We start from the raw sequence: 18,931 nt of genomic DNA, 5'->3' as shown, positions 1-18,931 counted from the left end.
TAATATTAAAATTTAATTTCATTTTTGGAGGATTATTTATGTTAATTAATGTTTTAGTAATTATAATTAGCTTAATACTTATTGGAATATTAGCTAATTATAGTGGAAAATTAGTAGAGTTTATAAAATTACCATCACTTATAGGAATGATTCTACTTGGAATGCTTATAGGACCATCATTTTTAGATTTAGTTCCAAAATCAACCTTAAGTATATCACCCTATATTAAGGATCTTGCCTTAATAACTGTATTATTTATAGGTGGTCTTGGAATAAGTTTAACTCAAATGAAACAAATTGGTAGACCTGCTATTTTATTAAGTATAATTCCTGCAACCTTAGAGGGTCTTACAATTGCAGTTTTATCCATGATATTTCTAAAATTCACATTTGTTCAAGGATCAATTTTAGGTTTTATAATTGCCGCTGTAAGTCCAGCTGTTTTAGTTCCATCAATGGTTGATTTAATTAAAAGAAAAATAGGACAAGATAAAGCAATTCCCCAAATGCTTTTAGTTGGTGCTTCTGCTGATGATACTGTTGCAATAACTTTATTTACGACCTTTTTAGGAGTATATATGTCTTCTGTTAATGGAAGTTCTATTTCTATTGTAAATGAACTTATAACAATTCCTATTACTATTGTTATAAGTATTTTAACTGGTTTATTGCTTTCCGTTTTAACAAAAAAGTTACTAAGATCAATTAATCATAATAGTTTAAGAGTTATTTTCGCCATTACAGTTTGTTTACTAATTAGATTGGTAGAAAATACTTTCCACTTAAAGCTGTTTAATTCTTTATTAACTATAATGATTTACGGATTCTCTTTAAGAGCATTTTTAGATGAATTAGCTCTTAAAATTCAAGATGGAATAAATATTGTATGGAAATATGGAAAGATATATTTATTTGCTTTTGTTGGTATGGCCATTAACCCTTCTCTAGTTGGAGAGTATTTATGGATTGGAATATTAATGCTAAGTATATCTCTAACTGTTAGATCTATAGGTGTTGCTATTTCTTTAATTGGAACTAATTTATCTTTTAAGGAAAGAATATTTTGTATTATAGCTTATTTACCTAAAGCAACTGTTCAATCTGCCAAAGCTGGAATACCTCTTCAAATGGGTGTTGTAGGTGGTGAAGTTATGCAAGCTATTGCTATCTTAAGTGTATTAATTACTGCTCCTATTGGTGCTATCGGAATTAATCTCACTTCACCTAAACTATTAAAACAAAATGATGAATATGAAGAGTTAGTAGTATAATATTAATCTTCTTATAAAATAAAAGTGACAAATTGAATTTATTATTAAAACTCAATTTGTCACTTTTAACTTTTCATTAAATAAACGCTCCAAATTCAGGACTATCATTAATATCATTCAGTAAATGCTTAATTTCCTGATCTTTATCCTTATCCATAACAAGAATAACATCTCCCGCATCAACAACTACTAAATCTTTAACTCCAAAACCAATAATCAGTTTTTCATCGCCTCCAAATATAGAGCAATTTTCGCAATCTTGAATATATACGTTATTACTTATTTTATTGTTATTTCTATATTGATTTAAATATCTACTTAATGCATTGAAACTACCTATATCGTCCCATTTAAAATCACCTTTGATTACGTAAGCCTTTCTTGTTCTTTGCATTACTCCAAAATCAATAGAAATTCCATCAATTAAACCATACTCTTCCCTTGTTACTTGCTCCTCATCTTCTTCTCCTAAATGTTGATATATATTCATTAATGATTTATACATCTTAGGCAAGTACTTTTCAATTTCCCTCAATATAACATCTGCTCTAAAAACAAACATTCCTGAGTTCCATAAATAAGTTCCCTTCAATAAGAAATCTTTTGCAACTTCAATATTAGGTTTTTCAGTGAACCTAGCTATTTTATAAGCTTGAGTTGCTGATGGTATCCTTTCACCCATTTCAATATATCCATATCCTGTTTCAGGCCTTGTTGGACTAATCCCTATAGTTACAATCCCTCTACGTCTATTTGCTATTTCAATAGCCTCTGATAGTGTATCTAAATAATCCTTTTGGCCCTCAATATGGTGGTCAGAAGGTAATACTACCATTACAGCATCATTATCTTTTTTTAATAACTTAATAGCTGATAATCCTATACAAGTAGCAGTTTCTTTATTTTCAGGCTCAGTAAATATATTTTCAGAATTAACGTCAGATAACTCACCTCTTATTTTATCTAAATAATCTTGGTTAGTTACTACATAAATATTGTCCTTCTTAATTAAAGGAGTAATTCTTTCAACAGTATTTACTAAAAAGCTTTTATTATTAATAACCTTCAAAAATTGTTTAGGTTGATTTGCTCTTGATAAAGGATATAGCCTTGTACCTTTTCCCCCAGCTAAAATTAGCGCGTATATCACAAAATTCCACTCCATGTAGTACTATGGTTTATTATATGAGTGCTTTTTCCCAATTGTGAAATTATAATATTATTTCATTATTTTCTTTACTAATTTCAATTTATTTTTATAAGGCGCAAACCTTACATTAAACTCTGCAAATGTTCCTCTATCCATTACAGCCCTATTATGTGTGAAGGCTTCAAAGCTTTCTCTTCCATGATATTTACCAACTCCGCTATTTCCAACTCCACCAAAAGGCAAATTAGAATTAGCAACATGAATGATAGTATCATTTATAGTAACTCCTCCAGAAGTTGTTGCTCTTAAAATATACTTAATTTTCTTTTTGTTTTCTGAGAAATAGTATAAAGCTAACGGTTTTTCTCTATTATTAATAAATTCAACCACTTTACTTAAATCTTCATAAACTAACACTGGAAGAATTGGCCCAAAAATCTCATCAGTCATAAGAGGAGATTTAAGATCTGGCTTAGTTATAATAGTTGGTTCCATATACAAATCATCTTTATCAATATTTCCACCAAAATAAATTTTACCATCCATTAAATAGCTCATTAATCTCTCTAAGGAGCTTTTGTTAACAACTCTAGGATAATCTTTACTTAACCTAATATTACTTCCAAACTGTTTATGTATTTCATCAACTATTAACTTTAATAGCTTTTCTGCTACTGATTTATGTACACACAAATAGTCAGGTGCTACACAAGTTTGACCTGCATTTAAGAATTTTCCCCACACAATTCTCTTAGCTGCTAAATTTAATTTTGCATCGGAATCGACTATACATGGACTTTTTCCACCAAGCTCTAGTGTTATAGGTGTTAAATATTTTGCAGCCTTTTCCATAACTATTTTTCCTACTCTCACGCTTCCTGTAAAGAATATATAATCGAATGGTAAGTCTAGAAGAGTAGATACTACTTCTTTTCCACCTAGTGGGTTTACAACCTTTAAATATGCCTCATTAAAATTTTCATTAATCATTTTTTCAAGCAATAAAGCTACATTCTTAGTATTTTCTGACGGTTTTATTATTGCAGTATTTCCAGCAGAAATAGCCCCTATTAGCGGTGATATAACTAATTGAAATGGATAATTAAACGGACCTATAATAAGCGTTACTCCATAAGGTTCCTTATAAACATAGCTTTTAGATGGATAGTAAATTATAGGTGATTTCCTTTTCTCCTCTTTTGCCCATTTTCTAACGTTCTTTATATGAAGATTAATATCATCATATACTATGCCAATTTCTGTGGCATATGCTTCAAACCCCGATTTTCCTAAATCTTTTTTTAATGCTTCTAATATTTTATCTTCATTACTTTTAATTATATTTTTTAACTTTTTCAAATTTTGAATTCTATAATTAATATCTATAGTTTTACCAGTACTAAAAAATTTCTTTTGCTTTTTAAAAATCATTTCTATATGTTCCATTACCGAACTCCTCGTTTATTTTAAATCAATATTTAAATCTTACCATAATTCACATTACTTTGTATAAGTTTATTTGGTATAACAAATTCTGATATTCCTGATGCATATGGTGCAATTTCATATAATCCAAAGTAAACTACGATATTTCCATTTTTAATATAAAAAGTTTGATTATCACTTATACCATTAAAGCCATCTTTTCCAGGAAAGTACCTATCTGGATCCTTACTTATTTGTCTATTAATTTCTTTATTTAATACATCTTTATAAGGAAAATCACTTTTAAAAATATCTTTTAACTGTAACTCATTTCCTGTTACTGAATCTATATTATATGCTACCCTATTAGTAATTCCATGAGCTCCACCTGTAAATTGATAATAATCTATGTAAAAGCTTATAATATCTGAATTATTAGTTACTTTATATCTTACATATAATTGATAAGAAATTAATGGTGAAGGATAATCTTTAAAGTATTCATCAGCAATACTTTTAACTTCATCAATCCACTTTTCTGTCCACTTTGTAATCTTATCATTAATTTCAGCTTCTTTTTTATCATTACTTAAGCCTTTTATTTGCGGAACAATCACGTTAATATCTAAATAATTATTTTTTGATTTATATATTTTATCCACAATCTCAACACTCATATTATCCTCATTTAAGCATTCACTTTTCAACATAGCCTGTGGATAATTTGTGATTACTGTTAGTAACATCAACATTACTAAAATCCACATTTTTAGGCACTTCATAAAACAATCCTCCTTTTATTTCGATAATACTCATACTCTTTTTATTATTATCTACAATATTGTTAATAATTATTAACATATCTATCAACATTTTTTTAACAAGTTATCCACACCCTGTTGTGGATTATGTGTGTAACCTCTATTTTTTGTTAATTTTATAATTTTTTTCATAAAATTATTTTATGCATGTTTTTAAATTTATTATTAATTTAATTTTTATTACCTGTTTTATCGCTCTTTTTCTGATAATATCTTAATTTTATACACATAAAATTAACTATTTAATTTTTATTAACTTATCAACACCCCATTCTAATTATTAACATTTTATAGACATTAGAAAATATAGATTCACTTTTTAAGTTTAGCTATTTTCATTAATTTATCACACATGCAATTAATTTTACCATTTTTTTTAATATACATCATTACTCATCATTTTCTTATATTATTTTTATTCATTTTAAATTCTAAAATTCATTTTTATAATTTAAAATATAAATATTTAATTTGTTATACTATTAAGTAATCATTTTATTTTTACTGTGTGTGGATATCTTTTTTAACTTTTTATCTTAATTCAGAAACTGTAGATAATTTTTTCAAAAAAATAAGCCACAGCTTTTAGCTATGACTTTTGTATTAATTTTATTAAAACTTCATTACTTATAAAGCATTTATTCTATTATTCCTCTTCATCAACCTCTTTAGTTTTTCCTGATGTTGAAATAAGAGAATTTAATTCTTTAAGCTCTTTATAAGTAAGATCTCTCCATTTTCCTATTTTTAATTCACCTAAATTTATATTCATAATTCTAACTCTTTTAAGCTTTACAACTTCATAACCTAAAGCTTCACACATTCTTCTTATTTGTCTGTTTAATCCTTGAGTTAATATTATTCTAAAAGTATTATTTCCTTCTTTCTTAACATAACATTTTTTTGTAACTTGCCCTAAAATTCTAATTCCGTTGCTCATTCTTCTAACAAATTCTTCATTAATAGGCTTATTAACAGTTACTATGTACTCTTTTTCATGATTATTTCCAGCTCTTAATATTTTATTAACTATATCTCCATCATTAGTCATTAATATTAATCCTTGTGAATCTTTATCTAATCTTCCTATTGGAAATATTCTCTTCTTATGATTTACAAAATCAACAATATTACCTTTTACCTTATGCTCTGTTGTGCAAGTAATTCCAACAGGTTTATTAAGAACTATATATACTAATTCTTCATCCTTAGAAATCAACTTTCCATTAACCTTAACCTTTTGCCCCTTTGAAACTTTAGTTCCCATTTGAGCTTTTACCCCATCAATAGTAACTAAACCACTTTCAATTAACTTATCGGCTTCTCTTCTTGAACAAAAGCCCGATTCACTTATATACTTGTTTAATCTAACAGTATCTCCTCTATCATTATGAACAATTACATTCTTATTTTTTCTTGACTTTTGTTGCATATGTACCTTCCTTATATATTATATTTGGAAAATTCAAGACCTCCAAAGCCCAATTTCTTTTGGATTTCGAGGTCCATTTCTCCATTATTAATTAAACTTATGCTCTCTACCAGAATTATTGAATCTAACCTTCAAGTCTTTCTTATAAATATACTCTTCTGTTTCAGGTAATGAATTATATCTTAATTCTTTACCTGTTACTGTTACTGTAATTCCCGTGGATTTTACCATTTCATTTTCATTAGCATATTCTATAATTTTATATATTGCTCTGTCAAGCTTTTGATCTAACAGGTTAGTTTCCTCTACTAGCAACTGTCCCTTTTCTGTTGATGATGTAATATTTAATACTCTGTTAAATCCATTAATCTCTAATCTAATTGGTGAAGTTGTTTCAACAACAATAGTTCGAACAACATTGTTATACTTATAAAGCATTGAAATTGAAAATACCACTAAAAATATTAATACAATTGATATATATATTTTAAAATCCTTTAATGTCTTCTTTTCATTTGCCTTAACTTCTTCTCCATTTATTACATCTTGGTTTAACTTAACCTTTTTAAACTCACCAATAGATGTAAGAATAATTGCATTCTTTTTATTTTTCCCTATTACAATGCCATTAACACCTATTTTTTCTTCATACTCTATAATTTCTTTTTTATTTTTTTCCTCTTCATCTTCTATACTATTTTCAACTATTTGTACATAATCCTGAATATTTTTATATATTGGATTTCCAAATATTAATGTATATGCAACTATATACTCCCTATATTTTTGTAAGAATTTCTTATCTACTCTTGTAAATCTATGTAAAACATCAATTGGTACATCCTCATTCTTCACAAAAGCATCATACAATTCAAAATTATTTATAATGAACATGGCTATAGTTAATAGCTCATTTCTTTTAGAATAATCCACTTCTGAATTTACTAAGTCTCTTATAAGCACTTTATATTTTATTAATTCTGATACAAGTTGATTTACTTGTTCATTTCTTGCTTCTACTATATCATTACCAATTAAAATCAACGGCTGTGTTGATGAAAATCGATATTTATTCTTTTGAAACTTGTCCATTTACTCCCCCTACCCTTATGCCTCATTTTTCTCAATAAGTTTTCCTGTTACTATCACTCTTCTTTTTGACCCTATTGTACATGTTATTAATGTAATTTTTTCATAATCTGCATTTTCCAAAACCTCAACCTGTTCAGGTTCTACAATAAAGCTTTCTTCAACTTCATATGTATATTTCCCATCTTTTGTAGTAACAATTACATTATCACCAGGTTTTACTTTATATAAATTTATAAATGCATCTGTAAAATCAGAAACTCTATGTCCTGCAACTGCAAAATTCCCTACTTCTCCTGGCATTGTTGATTCTGGAAACTTTCCTAAGAAATATTTAATTACATCCTCAGTTATTCCTTCCACAACCGGCTGTTTTAATTTAATTGAAGGAATCTCCATAATTGCTATAGGAGTATATCCATTTATTGAATCTAAATTTACTTCTTCCTCAGTATTCTCATTATCCCCTTCTGCTAATTGACTTTCAAAGGCTTCTAATAATTCATTTTGCTTTTGGGATGTAACTATCTTCTTATATGCTACAGTTCCAATTATTCCGACCCCTATAAGTATTAGTAATACCCCAATAATTTTTCTAAACTTTTCCAACAATTCCACCCCTATATTAAATTTCTTTTTTTATTTTTCTAATTTTGTACATATATGATTTTTTCTACATATATTATAACATAAGCACTTAAAACATTAATACCTTTTAATGTAAAGTATATGGGGGAGTTTATGAAATATAATAAAGATAATGTGATTTATATCGATTTCATATTCAAAAGAAAAAGAATTAACTCTAAATCTCTTTTATTATTATATAGGCTTTACTCTAAGCTATTAAGAATTTTTCCATTCAGAATTAATCGTAACAAAAACAAAAAACAAGCTTCTTATAATAGTAGAAAAACTTCGAACTATTAATTTTATTATCCCATTTTTATTTTCAAAATACATCTTTATGTTAAAATATATATATCGAACTATTAGCTTCAGGTGAAGCTTCTACTTCACCTGTTTGCTAAAATTATTATCTAAAGTCACTATTATGACTAAGCTATAATACAAAAATTAATGAGGTGATTTAATGAGAATAGGAATGGGATATGACGTACATAAATTAGTAGAAAATAGAGATTTAATTTTAGGCGGAGTGAAAATACCTTATGAATTAGGTTTACTTGGTCATTCGGATGCGGATGTACTTCTACACGCAATAATGGATTCTTTACTTGGCGCTTCTGCATTAGGTGATATCGGTAAACACTTTCCTGATACCGATCCAAAATACAAAGGAATTTCTAGCATTGAGTTATTAAAGCATGTTGGAAGACTATTACATCAACATAATTATATAATTGGAAACATTGATGCTACAATAATTGCTCAAAAGCCAAAAATGGCACCTCACATACCTAATATGCGTGAAAATATAGCGACTGCTTTAAACATATCAATCGACCAAATAAATGTTAAAGCAACAACTGAGGAAGGTCTTGGTTTTACAGGAGAAGGCCTTGGAATATCATCACAATCAATTTGTTTAATAGAAAAGAACAAATAATAATTTATAATAAAAAAAACAATAGTGTAGGATTATATCTATTTCCTACACTATTGATTTTTATATTATATTTTAAAATTATGTATTTAATTATTTTAAAACTCTACGTACTTATTACCATATCATTTATTAATTTGCCTTTTTTCTATGGTACCAAGCTATTGCAATAATTGCTGAAATCCCCATTAAATATGGATAAAATAAATATTTCATTATTGCAAATGGTGAAAGTGCAGCAAGTCCAGCTGCAGATATAAGTTGTGCACCATAAGGAATTACACCTTGGAATACGCAAGAAAACATGTCCATAATTCCGGCAACTCTCTTAGGCTCTAATCCAACTTCATCTGATATATCCTTAGCTATAGGTCCAACAGTAACAATTGCTACAGTATTATTTGCTGTACAAATATCTACTAAACTAACTAAAGCCGCAATTCCAAACTCTGCTCCCATTTTACTCTTAAAGCCCCTTAATCCTTTATTTATAATAAAATCTATTCCACCATTATATTTTATAATCTCAATAGTTCCAGCAATTAAAATAGATATTATAATAAGTTCACTCATTCCACCTATCCCATCAGCAATTGCACCAAAAAATCCTAATATATCAAAACTTCCTGTTGCAAATCCAATAATACCTGCTATTACTGTTCCACCTAATAAAACTACAATAACATTTAACCCTACTAAAGCTCCTACAATAACTGCTATATAAGGAACTATTTTTATTAAACTATAATCTAATGCTTCAACACTAGTTACTCCTGAATTTCTTGTTATTAAAACAAAAATTAAAGCTGTAATTATAGCTGCAGGTAACACAATTTTAAAGTTCATTTTAAATTTATCTTTCATCTCACAACCTTGAGTTCTTGTTGCTGCTATAGTTGTATCTGAAATCATTGATAAGTTATCACCAAACATTGCCCCACAAACTACTGCTGCAACTGCAATTGCTGTAACTATTCCTGTTTTTTCTGCAACTCCAACAGCAATTGGAACTAATGCAACTATAGTACCCATTGATGTCCCAACTGATAATGAAATAAAACAAGCAATTACAAATATTCCTGCAATCATTATATTACTTGGAAGTATTGATAACCCTAAATTCACAGTAGAATCAACAGCTCCCATAGATTTAGCTACTTGTGCAAATGCACCAGCTAATATAAATATTAATACCATCAATATTATATTGGTATTCCCAGCACCCCTACAAAAAATTTCAACTTTTTCATCAAATTTAACTTTTCTATTCATTAATAATGCAACTAGTGTTGCAGCTAAAAATGGTACTATTACCGAAACTGCATAAAAGTCTTTTGCTAATAAAGCTGACGATACATAAACTATTATAAAAACTAATAATGGTAACAACGCCCATCCATTTCCCTTTTTGTTCATCTTTCTCTCCTCCTTGGTATTTTACTCAAATAAAAAAAGCCCCCGAGAAACTCAGGAGCTTAAATATCAAAACTACATATAATTTCTCATCTATCAGGATTTAGCACCATCATTAATAGTTAATAATTAATAGTTATTGATGAAATTCTACTGAATTTCTAAAATATAAAAACTATTTAAGTTTTTATATCAACTACTAACTAATAGCTCTTAACTGCTAATAGGTTGCCGGGCTTCATAGGGCCAGTCCCTCCACCACTCTTGATAAGATATTAATTTAAAATGTGATTCTAAAGTTTTATTTAAATAATATAACTTTATTACTCGCAAATTGAAACTTTATATTTTAAAAATATATTTCCTTATTCATATTAACAAGTTGATATATCACTGTCAACTGTAAACAAAATCCAATTAAGATTAATAAAAAAAGAAGTAACAAAAGTTACTTCTTTTTTGGTGCGCCATCACGGGTTCGAACCGGGGACACCCTGATTAAGAGTCAGGTGCTCTACCAACTGAGCTAATAGCGCATAAAATGGAGCGGGTAGTGGGAATCGAACCCACCTTTCCAGCTTGGAAGGCTGGAGTATTACCGATATACGATACCCGCATACTTGACAATATAATTATAACTAATACAAATTATACTGTCAATAAATTTTAAATAACTTCTGTAAGACTCTTTTGTAATATTTTCCTAAAGATTTCACCTGCTTTTTTATCCTTAGTAGCACGGCAACATAAATCCATCCATGTTGTTAAATCCTCATGAGTCTTACTTTTAAACTCCTCCTCGCTACTTGCCATATAATTAGATTCTAAAACAAATTTACCTAAGTCCTCTGGTTTATCAAATAACTTTATATATAAAAACTCTTTACTATCTCCATACCAATCTCTATTAAACTCTCTTATAATTTTTTTCATCTCTATCACTGCTTTATTAGAAGGTAAATCCCAACACTTTTTTACTCTATTTATATATTTTTTCATCTTATCTGCTTCTTCTTTAGTAATTTTTTTACTAACCTCACCATCTCTTATTACTTCTTCAACAGGCTTTAATGGTATATAAGAAACAGAATCATCTTTGCAATTTATCCATATATAGAAGGCCTCTTGTAAAAATGAATATTGTATATATCCTATAAACGCCTTAATATTTGGGAAATAACTCCATATATTATTTAACCCATTTCCCCTAGAATAAATTAAAGTATGCATATAAACACTCTTTTCTGTTGGTAATTCATTCATAAACACATGACCTCTAATAGTTCTATTCTCAACAATAATATTTTTCCAATACTCAAAAGAATTATATTTTTGTCTCATATAATCACCTTCTTTCATAAATTTAAATATAATATAGTATATATTTAATATACCACTTTATGGTAAAAACAATCAACAGTAAACGTTTTTCATTATGTAAATTTGATATTTCACATTATTTAGAATATAATATGAATATAAATATATTATATTATATCATATAATATTCGAAAAAAATAAAGGGGGCAATCTATTGTACAATTGTGAGATATGTGGAAACAAAGCTGATGTTCATCATATAGTTCATAGAAGCGAGGGTGGTTTTGATATTGAGTTAAATTATAAGTATTTATGCGCTTATCATCACCGTGGGAAAAATGGTCCACATCAAAACCAATTTGTAGATCTTCAATACAAAATCGAAATGCAAAATAAATTGTACAATACTCTTCAAAAGGAATATTACTCTCCAAAGGAGATTTCTCAAATTTTAGGTATTCATAATAATTCCTTAAAAAGATTATTAAAGAACTTAAAGAGATATAAAGAAGGATATAAGCGTGACGATATAATCTATACACTTATGGGTTGCGTTAAATACAGCATAGAAACTTTAGAAGAGCTTGCTTTAGATCGTTTAACTGAAGTACTATAAAACTATATTGAATATAACAAAACCTATTTAAGTATATAGAATTGCCTGCAAAATTATTATATGTGATAATTTTGCAGGCAATTTTTTTATATTTTCTATTTACGAATACTCTATCTTGATCTCATTTCCCATGTGAAACTCATAAACATAGTTTAATAATTATATAACAAAAAAGACTGTGTAAACACAGTCTCACATGGAGCGGGTAGTGGGAATCGAACCCACCTTTCCAGCTTGGAAGGCTGGAGTATTACCGATATACGATACCCGCATAATTATTTTCGCTCGATTCATCCGAGCTCCTTTTAACAATTAATATTATATCCCCTCATTAAAAGCTTGTCAACTATTTTTTTAAATTTTTTTATAAATTTTTAATATATATTTAAAAATGGTGCAGATGAAGGGAGTCGAACCCATACGCCGATGGCGCTAGATCCTAAGTCTAGTGCGTCTGCCAATTTCGCCACATCTGCATACCCACAAATAAATTTTACAACTTTTGTAAAATATTTTCAATATATTTTTTATACTAAATTTCCATGTCTAATTGAATGAAAGATTCTCCTTGTGGTTTTAAAAATTCATAAGTATTTCCTCTCTCCTTATCTCCTATTATTAATAGTCTTTTATCTCCTATTATCATAAATCTATTAAAAAATATATCTTTATTATTACGCCAATATTTTAAAATCCAATGATTAGATTTATTTGAAAAGTATCGAAGCCAATCACTAGACGAAAACTCATTATTTATATATTTAGCCATAAACTTCACTCCCCTAATTAAATTGTTATATCTATAATTAATATATTTATATTCACCTTTACGTAATAAAATAACTGTTTCTAAAATTTTTATATTTTAAAATAAAATTGACTTTTCTTATCACCTAGTAAGCTTGATTGACTAAATTAAAATTTAGAATCTAACTTATAAAAAAAACAGTTTATTGACATAATTAATTCGGATAATTATAATTATTCTTAAATGAAACTCCAATTTCGACTTATAGTAAGTCTATAAAATCGGAGTGATATAATTTATATTACTTTTAAATTATATTTATAACTTTATAATTATTTAAAAATTTAAATCGATGAAGAGACGAGTAAATTAAACCTTCATTTTCAGAGAGAAAATACAGTAGCTGAAAGTATTTTTAAATGAAATTAATTGAAGACTACCTCTGAGAGACTCTAATCCAGTCCGTCGCATCACGTTACGATGTTTACTTAAGAGGCCTATTTTAGGCAATTAAGGGTGGAACCGCGGGAATATAATGCTCTCGTCCCTTTTCTATACTAGATTTGTATAAGAAAAGTGATGACGAGCTTTTTTTATACATAAATTTATTTATTATTATATTAAAATTGAGTTTAAATTTAATTTTGGGTTAACAATAAGACGCTACACATACATATTTAACTCGTACTTAAAATTAAAACTTAATTCTAAATTAATATTAAAGAGAACTCATCACCATATTAAATTTGATGAGTAAAAATCAAATATTTTGAATTTCACTTAAAATGAAGGGAGATACTAAAATGATTAAAGTTACTTTAAAAGATGGGTCTATTAAAGAAGTTGAAAATGGATCATCAGTTTTAGATGTTGCTAAAGCTATTAGTGAAGGTTTAGCAAGAGTTGCTCAATGTGGAATAGTTAATGGAAAAGTTGTTGACTTAAGAACAACTTTAAATGAAGATTGTGAATTAGAAATTTGTACTTTTGACTCTCAAGAAGGAAAAGATGCTGTAAGACATAGCGTTTCTCATGTACTTGCTGCTGCAGTTAAAAGATTATTCCCTGAAGCTAAAATTGCTATAGGACCTGCAATTGCTAATGGCTTCTACTATGATTTCGATGTAGAAAAAGCTTTTGCATCTGAAGATTTAGATAAAATCGAAGCTGAAATGAAAAAAATAATAAAGGAAAATCCTTCAATAGAAAGATTCGAACTTCCAAGAAACGAAGCTTTAGAGCTTATGAAGGATGAACCTTATAAAGTTGAATTAATAAATGACCTTCCAGAAGATGAAATAATATCATTCTATAAAATTGGTGATTTTACAGACCTTTGCGCTGGACCACACGTAATGTCATTAAAGAATATTAAAGCTATTAAACTTTTAAGAAGCGCTGGTGCTTATTGGAAAGGTGACGAAAAGAATAAAATGCTTTCTAGAATTTACGGAACTGCATTCTTAAAGAAAGCTGATTTAGATGCTCACTTAGAAGCTTTAGAAGAAGCTAAAAAGAGAGATCATAATAAATTAGGTAGAGAACTTGGGCTATTTACTACTGATGAAAAAGTAGGTCAAGGACTTCCATTATTTATGCCTAAAGGAGCTAAATTATTCCAAACTCTTCAAAGATGGATTGAAGATGAGGAAGAAAAAAGAGGCTATGTTTTAACTAAGACTCCTTTCATGTCTAAGAATGATTTATTTGTAGCTTCTGGACACTGGAGCCATTATAAAGATGGTATGTTCGTATTAGGTGATGAAGAAAAAGATGCTGAAGTTATGGCTTTAAGACCAATGACTTGCCCATTCCAATTCACTGTTTATAATGCAGAACAACATAGCTACAGAGATCTTCCAATAAGATATGCTGAAACTTCTACTCTATTCAGAAAAGAAGCTTCAGGAGAAATGCACGGTCTTACTAGAGTTAGACAATTCACTTTATCTGAAGGTCACATAATCTGTACTCCAGAACAATTAGAAGATGAATTCAAAGAAGTTGTTGATTTAATAAATTACGTTATGGAAACTTTAGGAATATCTGAAGATATTTCTTACAGATTCTCTAAGTGGGATCCAACAAATACTGAAAAGTATATAAATAACCCAGAAGCTTGGGAAGCTACTCAAAACCAAATGAGAACTATATTAGATCACCTTGGAATTGATTATGTTGAAGCTGAAGGTGAAGCAGCATTCTACGGACCAAAACTTGATATTCAATCTAAAAATGTTCATGGAAAAGAAGATACAATAATTACTGTTCAAATTGACTTCGCTTTAGGTGAAAGACTTGGTATGACTTACATCGATAAAGATGGTGAAAAGAAAGTACCATTCGTTATCCATAGATCTTCAATTGGATGTTATGAAAGAACTATCGCTACTTTAATTGAAAAGTATGCTGGAGCTTTCCCAACATGGATGTCACCTGTTCAAGCTAAAGTTCTTCCACTTTCTGATAAGTATGCTGACTATGCTGATGATGTAGTTAGAACTTTAAGAAAAAATGGTGTTAGAGTTGAAGTTGACCACAGAACTGAAAAAATTGGTTACAAAATCAGAGAAGCTAGACTTGAAAGAGTTCCTTATATCCTAGTTGTTGGTGAAAAAGAAGCTGCTAACAACGAAGTATCTGTAAGAAGCAGAAAGAATGATGATGAAGGTGCAATGGCTTTAGATGCTTTTGTTTCTAGAATAACTAATGAAATAGCTAATAAAGAAAGATAATTTTATTTAAACATGGTAAACAAATTAGTTTACCATGTTTTTTTCATGAATTTATATTATAAACAACATAAAAATTGTAAAATATATGTATATTAATGATATACTTTTTAATATATTTTTGAAAGGGATTGAGAATTTTGAGTTTTTATGAACAGGATAATATTGAATTAACTAAAGAAGAAATTGAAAACTGTAGACATAAATCTGAAAAGAAATGGTATGGGATATTACTATTTATTAATTTTGCTATAATAATCACAGTTATAGCATTTTGTATTATAAATATACATAACTATAATACATTACCTGATACATTAAAAGAATCTTTTTCAGATCCTTCTTCATATGCAAATGTAGTAATATTTCCTACTTCTGCTTTAAGTAGTTTTCCAACCGAACTTCAACTATTACTAGCAGGTATTGTAACAATAATTGCTTTTCCTTTTGGAGTAAATCTTTATTATGCTAAATACAGATCAAGAGCTATAAAAATTACCGAAAACAACTTTCCAGAAGTTTATTATAATATAGCTAAATATTCTCATAAGTTAGGACTAAAAAGGGTTCCTGAAGCATTTTTAATTCAACAAAATGGTGTTATGAATGCATTTTCTGCTTTTATAGTTCGTAAACAGTACATTGAAATTGATAGTGATTTATTTGAAATTGCTTATAGAGAATATAATGACTTAGAATCTATTAATTTTATAATAGCTCATGAATTAGCTCACATTAAATATAAGCATGCTACTTTTTATTATAATTTATTTATAATGTTTTCAACTGTACTTCCTATTATAGGAAGCACTGCTTCAAGAGCTAGAGAATATAGTTGCGATCGATTAGCTCAAAAAGTTACAGGAAACAACGGTGTTGAAGCTATGTTTTCTTTATTTGCAGGGAAACATCTTTATAAAAAAATAGATGTCCATGATTATATTAATAATAGTAATGACATAAAAGGCTTTTTTGTATGGTGTAATAATTTAGTTAGCAGTCATCCAATATTACCAAAAAGAATCAGAGCTTTAGTAAAAGGCGAAGGAAGTGGAGACCTTTATTGATAATATATAAAATGAAAAATAGTTAATGTAATCTGCACATTACATTAACTATTTTCATTTTCACACAACTTATTTAAATTCAACAATGGCTTATAAATAACATAAGATATAATTTTTAGAGAAAATTTTATTCCTTAAAGGAAAGATGATACTAACTAGTTTTTAGAATAATACTCTACAACTAAAACTTCATTAATTTCTATTGGAACCTCTGTTCTTTCAGGATATCTTTGTAAAACTCCTGAGAAATTAGCTTCATCTTTACTTAAATATGGTAAAACATTAAGAATATTTGATTCAAAATTTTCTTTAAACATAACATTCTTTTGAGACTTTTCTCTTAATTTTATTTCATCTCCAACAGAAACATTGAATGATGGAATATCAACTTTTTTACCATTAACTAAAAAATGACCATGTACAACCATTTGTCTTGCCTGTCTTATTGAATTTGCAAATCCTAATCTATAAACTAAATTATCTAATCTGCATTCTAATAAATTAATTAAGGCATGCCCTGTTAATTCTCTTGATTTAGATGCTTTTTCAAAGTAATTAGCAAATTGCTTTTCCATAACCCCATAATAAGCTCTTAATCTTTGTTTTTCTAATAATTGAGTACCATAGTCAGAAAGCTTTTTATCATTTCTTGCTGTGCCTTTAGTAGCTCTATTCATTGCTTTTGGGTGTCCACAAACATTTAAGCCTAATCGTCTGCACTGCTTAAACCTTGGGCCCATCATCTTTGCCATATAATCATCTCCTTAAATTATTTCTAAGCCTAAATACAATATATCATACATTTTACCTTTTGTAAATGATAATAATTATCATTATCATTTTATTTTTCTGCCTATCTTTTTCAATAATAAAAAAATATATAATATTTAATTGCAATAAAAATAGCGATAAGAATTTAAGATTACAAATTTATACTAACTGAATAAATTCAATTTTAAATCTCTCAACGAAATTTTGTCATAAACTTGTTACTTACAACTTATCACTATCTATACTACTACTTATAAATTTTATCGTAATTAATTTAAGCCACTATTAACTTTTTAGCCCCTTCATAATAAGTCTCATCTTCTATCTCTTCAATAAATTTTTCAACATATGCTTCTGAAGTACATTCAATGAAAATTGCAACCTCATCATCAATAGACTTATCAATAACTTTTATATTATTAAAAGCTTCTCTACATCTATTTATTACTTCTTCTTTATCCAAAGCCTTTATTCTTAATATACAATTGCAAGTTTTACTAGCAAACTTTATTACATTTGCCTCTTCTTTATTAAAACTATCAACTTTAGTAAATCTATTATTTATAATATCATTTAAATCACTATAAACAGCACTTCCTGTAGGAAGTTTACCTGCTCCCTTACCTACAAATAATAGTTCTCCTATTTCATCCCCATTTAAAATAACAGCATTTACTTCATTATTAATTTGCGCTAATATACTTTCATTATCTACTAATATAGGTTTTACTGAAGTATAAACTCCACTTTTACACTTAAAAGCTTCTGCTACAAGCTTTATTTTACAGTTTAACTTATTAGCATATTTAAAATCATTAGTATCTATATTAGTAATACCCTCTATTGATATATCATCCCACTTAAACTTTTTATCAAATGCTAAACTTGATAATATTGCAAGCTTTCTTGCTGAGTCATATCCCATAACATCTGATTCTGGATTAGCTTCTGCAAAACCAAGCTGTTGCGCTTCACTTAAAGCCTCTTCATAGGATAAATTTTCACCATCCATCTTAGTTAATATGAAATTTGTAGTTCCATTTAATATTGCTTTTATACTACTAATTCCATTACCATAAAGACTTTCAGTTAATGGCTTTATTATTGGTATTCCCCCTGCTACAGCTGCTTCAAACTTTAATGAGACATTATTTTCCTGCGCCAATTGGAAAAGTTCATGTCCAAAAGTAGCTATTAAGTCTTTGTTAGCTGTAACAACATGCTTTCCTAAAGCTAATGCTCTTTTTACATAATCATAAGCAGGATGTAACCCACCGATTACTTCTATTACAACATCGCTTTTAATAGAAAAGAACTCCTCTACATCAGTAGTTATAACCTCATTGTGACTGGAATTAAGATGTTTTTCTTTATTTCTAACCAATATACTAGTTATTTTTATATCATCTTCCCTGTTGTATTCTCTATTCTTATCTATTAATTCAATAAGCCCACTGCCTACTACTCCATACCCCATAATAGCTACTTTAGTCATTACTATTCCTCCAA

16 protein-coding genes, 4 tRNA genes, 1 riboswitch and 1 other annotated feature are annotated in these 18,931 nt (G+C 28.2%); of the genes, 5 read left to right on the top strand and 15 right to left on the bottom strand.

The genetic code is table 11. The features are described from left to right. Positions 1-38: 38 nt before the first annotated feature. Entirely contained in the window at positions 39-1,271 is a 1,233-nt protein-coding gene (locus HCG70_RS00895; RefSeq protein WP_221697370.1) for a cation:proton antiporter, read from the top strand. Positions 1,272-1,347: 76 nt separating this feature from the next. Here the strand turns inward: HCG70_RS00895 and HCG70_RS00890 are convergent, their stop codons facing one another. From HCG70_RS00890 to HCG70_RS00865, 6 genes are all read right to left on the bottom strand, one after another. After that, positions 1,348-2,421, bottom strand: coding sequence for a mannose-1-phosphate guanylyltransferase (locus tag HCG70_RS00890; protein WP_055275580.1), 1,074 nt, complete (start codon positions 2,419-2,421; stop codon positions 1,348-1,350). 69 nt (positions 2,422-2,490) lie between these two features. Further along, positions 2,491-3,867: an aldehyde dehydrogenase gene (locus HCG70_RS00885; protein WP_154820741.1), complete on the bottom strand. Its 1,377-nt coding sequence runs from the start codon at positions 3,865-3,867 to the stop codon at positions 2,491-2,493. A gap of 32 nt (positions 3,868-3,899) precedes the next feature. Then, positions 3,900-4,628, bottom strand: coding sequence for a DUF3298 and DUF4163 domain-containing protein (locus HCG70_RS00880; protein WP_052330724.1), 729 nt, complete (start codon positions 4,626-4,628; stop codon positions 3,900-3,902). Positions 4,629-5,313: 685 nt separating this feature from the next. Further along, the gene (gene rluF / locus HCG70_RS00875) at positions 5,314-6,099 is read right to left on the bottom strand and encodes a 23S rRNA pseudouridine(2604) synthase RluF (RefSeq protein ID WP_055275576.1); all 786 of its coding nucleotides are present in this window, start codon (positions 6,097-6,099) and stop codon (positions 5,314-5,316) included. Between the two features lie 87 nt (positions 6,100-6,186). Beyond that, complete coding sequence (locus tag HCG70_RS00870; RefSeq protein WP_055291594.1) at positions 6,187-7,191, bottom strand: anti-sigma factor domain-containing protein; 1,005 nt, start codon at positions 7,189-7,191, stop codon at positions 6,187-6,189. 15 nt (positions 7,192-7,206) lie between these two features. After that, positions 7,207-7,806, bottom strand: coding sequence for a class D sortase (locus HCG70_RS00865; protein ID WP_242833263.1), 600 nt, complete (start codon positions 7,804-7,806; stop codon positions 7,207-7,209). 475 nt (positions 7,807-8,281) lie between these two features. Here HCG70_RS00865 and ispF point away from each other — a divergent pair, with 475 nt between their 5' ends. Continuing rightward, on the top strand, positions 8,282-8,758 hold the full coding sequence (gene ispF, locus HCG70_RS00860) for a 2-C-methyl-D-erythritol 2,4-cyclodiphosphate synthase (RefSeq protein WP_042400607.1): 477 nt from the start codon (positions 8,282-8,284) through the stop codon (positions 8,756-8,758). A 129-nt stretch (positions 8,759-8,887) separates the two neighbouring features. On the opposite strand, the gene HCG70_RS00855 is transcribed toward ispF, so the two are convergent. The 4 genes from HCG70_RS00855 to HCG70_RS00840 all read right to left on the bottom strand — a co-directional run bounded on the left by HCG70_RS00855 (position 8,888) and on the right by HCG70_RS00840 (position 11,509). Continuing rightward, complete coding sequence (locus HCG70_RS00855; RefSeq protein ID WP_042400605.1) at positions 8,888-10,171, bottom strand: Na+/H+ antiporter NhaC family protein; 1,284 nt, start codon at positions 10,169-10,171, stop codon at positions 8,888-8,890. An 83-nt stretch (positions 10,172-10,254) separates the two neighbouring features. Continuing rightward, positions 10,255-10,442, bottom strand: a riboswitch (SAM riboswitch). 186 nt (positions 10,443-10,628) lie between these two features. Further along, positions 10,629-10,704, bottom strand: a tRNA-Lys gene (locus tag HCG70_RS00850). 6 nt (positions 10,705-10,710) lie between these two features. After that, positions 10,711-10,784, bottom strand: a tRNA-Gly gene (locus tag HCG70_RS00845). A gap of 50 nt (positions 10,785-10,834) precedes the next feature. Further along, positions 10,835-11,509: a hypothetical protein gene (locus HCG70_RS00840; RefSeq protein WP_042400603.1), complete on the bottom strand. Its 675-nt coding sequence runs from the start codon at positions 11,507-11,509 to the stop codon at positions 10,835-10,837. Between the two features lie 193 nt (positions 11,510-11,702). Here HCG70_RS00840 and HCG70_RS00835 point away from each other — a divergent pair, with 193 nt between their 5' ends. After that, the gene (locus tag HCG70_RS00835) at positions 11,703-12,104 is read left to right on the top strand and encodes an HNH endonuclease signature motif containing protein (RefSeq protein ID WP_042400602.1); all 402 of its coding nucleotides are present in this window, start codon (positions 11,703-11,705) and stop codon (positions 12,102-12,104) included. A 197-nt stretch (positions 12,105-12,301) separates the two neighbouring features. Here the strand turns inward: HCG70_RS00835 and HCG70_RS00830 are convergent. The 3 genes from HCG70_RS00830 to HCG70_RS00820 all read right to left on the bottom strand — a co-directional run bounded on the left by HCG70_RS00830 (position 12,302) and on the right by HCG70_RS00820 (position 12,873). Continuing rightward, positions 12,302-12,375 (bottom strand) — tRNA-Gly (locus tag HCG70_RS00830). Between the two features lie 121 nt (positions 12,376-12,496). After that, positions 12,497-12,580, bottom strand: a tRNA-Leu gene (locus HCG70_RS00825). A 56-nt stretch (positions 12,581-12,636) separates the two neighbouring features. Beyond that, entirely contained in the window at positions 12,637-12,873 is a 237-nt protein-coding gene (locus tag HCG70_RS00820) for a hypothetical protein (protein WP_042400600.1), read from the bottom strand. Positions 12,874-13,195: 322 nt separating this feature from the next. After that, positions 13,196-13,404 (top strand) — a binding site (T-box leader). Between the two features lie 251 nt (positions 13,405-13,655). Here HCG70_RS00820 and thrS point away from each other — a divergent pair. Beyond that, on the top strand, positions 13,656-15,587 hold the full coding sequence (thrS, locus tag HCG70_RS00815) for a threonine--tRNA ligase (protein ID WP_154821047.1): 1,932 nt from the start codon (positions 13,656-13,658) through the stop codon (positions 15,585-15,587). Positions 15,588-15,724: 137 nt separating this feature from the next. Beyond that, positions 15,725-16,651 carry a M48 family metallopeptidase gene (locus tag HCG70_RS00810; RefSeq protein WP_221697369.1) on the top strand — a complete coding sequence of 309 codons (927 nt, stop codon included), beginning with the start codon at positions 15,725-15,727 and terminating at the stop codon, positions 16,649-16,651. Between the two features lie 155 nt (positions 16,652-16,806). Here the strand turns inward: HCG70_RS00810 and rpsD are convergent, their stop codons facing one another. Continuing rightward, positions 16,807-17,403: a 30S ribosomal protein S4 gene (gene rpsD, locus HCG70_RS00805; RefSeq protein WP_042400595.1), complete on the bottom strand. Its 597-nt coding sequence runs from the start codon at positions 17,401-17,403 to the stop codon at positions 16,807-16,809. Positions 17,404-17,696: 293 nt separating this feature from the next. Continuing rightward, complete coding sequence (locus tag HCG70_RS00800; protein ID WP_042400592.1) at positions 17,697-18,917, bottom strand: homoserine dehydrogenase; 1,221 nt, start codon at positions 18,915-18,917, stop codon at positions 17,697-17,699. Positions 18,918-18,931: the final 14 nt, after the last annotated feature.

The organism is Clostridium sp. K04 (genome assembly GCF_019734375.1).
GTDB classification, from domain to species: domain Bacteria; phylum Bacillota; class Clostridia; order Clostridiales; family Clostridiaceae; genus Clostridium; species Clostridium saudiense.
The sequence above is the reverse complement of the archived record's forward strand: the minus strand, read 5'-3'. Positions and strand labels throughout refer to the sequence as shown.

Bases quoted from the DNA above. Each gene is read 5' to 3' on its own strand.
- rluF (WP_055275576.1), bottom strand. From the start codon at position 6,099: ATGCAACAAAAGTCAAGAAAAAATAAGAATGTAATTGTTCATAATGAT.
- rpsD (WP_042400595.1), bottom strand. From the start codon at position 17,403: ATGGCAAAGATGATGGGCCCAAGGTTTAAGCAGTGCAGACGATTAGGC.
- HCG70_RS00885 (WP_154820741.1), bottom strand. From the start codon at position 3,867: ATGGAACATATAGAAATGATTTTTAAAAAGCAAAAGAAATTTTTTAGT.
- HCG70_RS00800 (WP_042400592.1), bottom strand. From the start codon at position 18,917: ATGACTAAAGTAGCTATTATGGGGTATGGAGTAGTAGGCAGTGGGCTT.
- HCG70_RS00840 (WP_042400603.1), bottom strand. From the start codon at position 11,509: ATGAGACAAAAATATAATTCTTTTGAGTATTGGAAAAATATTATTGTT.
- HCG70_RS00870 (WP_055291594.1), bottom strand. From the start codon at position 7,191: ATGGACAAGTTTCAAAAGAATAAATATCGATTTTCATCAACACAGCCG.
- HCG70_RS00855 (WP_042400605.1), bottom strand. From the start codon at position 10,171: ATGAACAAAAAGGGAAATGGATGGGCGTTGTTACCATTATTAGTTTTT.
- ispF (WP_042400607.1), top strand. From the start codon at position 8,282: ATGAGAATAGGAATGGGATATGACGTACATAAATTAGTAGAAAATAGA.
- HCG70_RS00880 (WP_052330724.1), bottom strand. From the start codon at position 4,628: ATGAAGTGCCTAAAAATGTGGATTTTAGTAATGTTGATGTTACTAACA.
- HCG70_RS00820 (WP_042400600.1), bottom strand. From the start codon at position 12,873: ATGGCTAAATATATAAATAATGAGTTTTCGTCTAGTGATTGGCTTCGA.
- HCG70_RS00895 (WP_221697370.1), top strand. From the start codon at position 39: ATGTTAATTAATGTTTTAGTAATTATAATTAGCTTAATACTTATTGGA.
- thrS (WP_154821047.1), top strand. From the start codon at position 13,656: ATGATTAAAGTTACTTTAAAAGATGGGTCTATTAAAGAAGTTGAAAAT.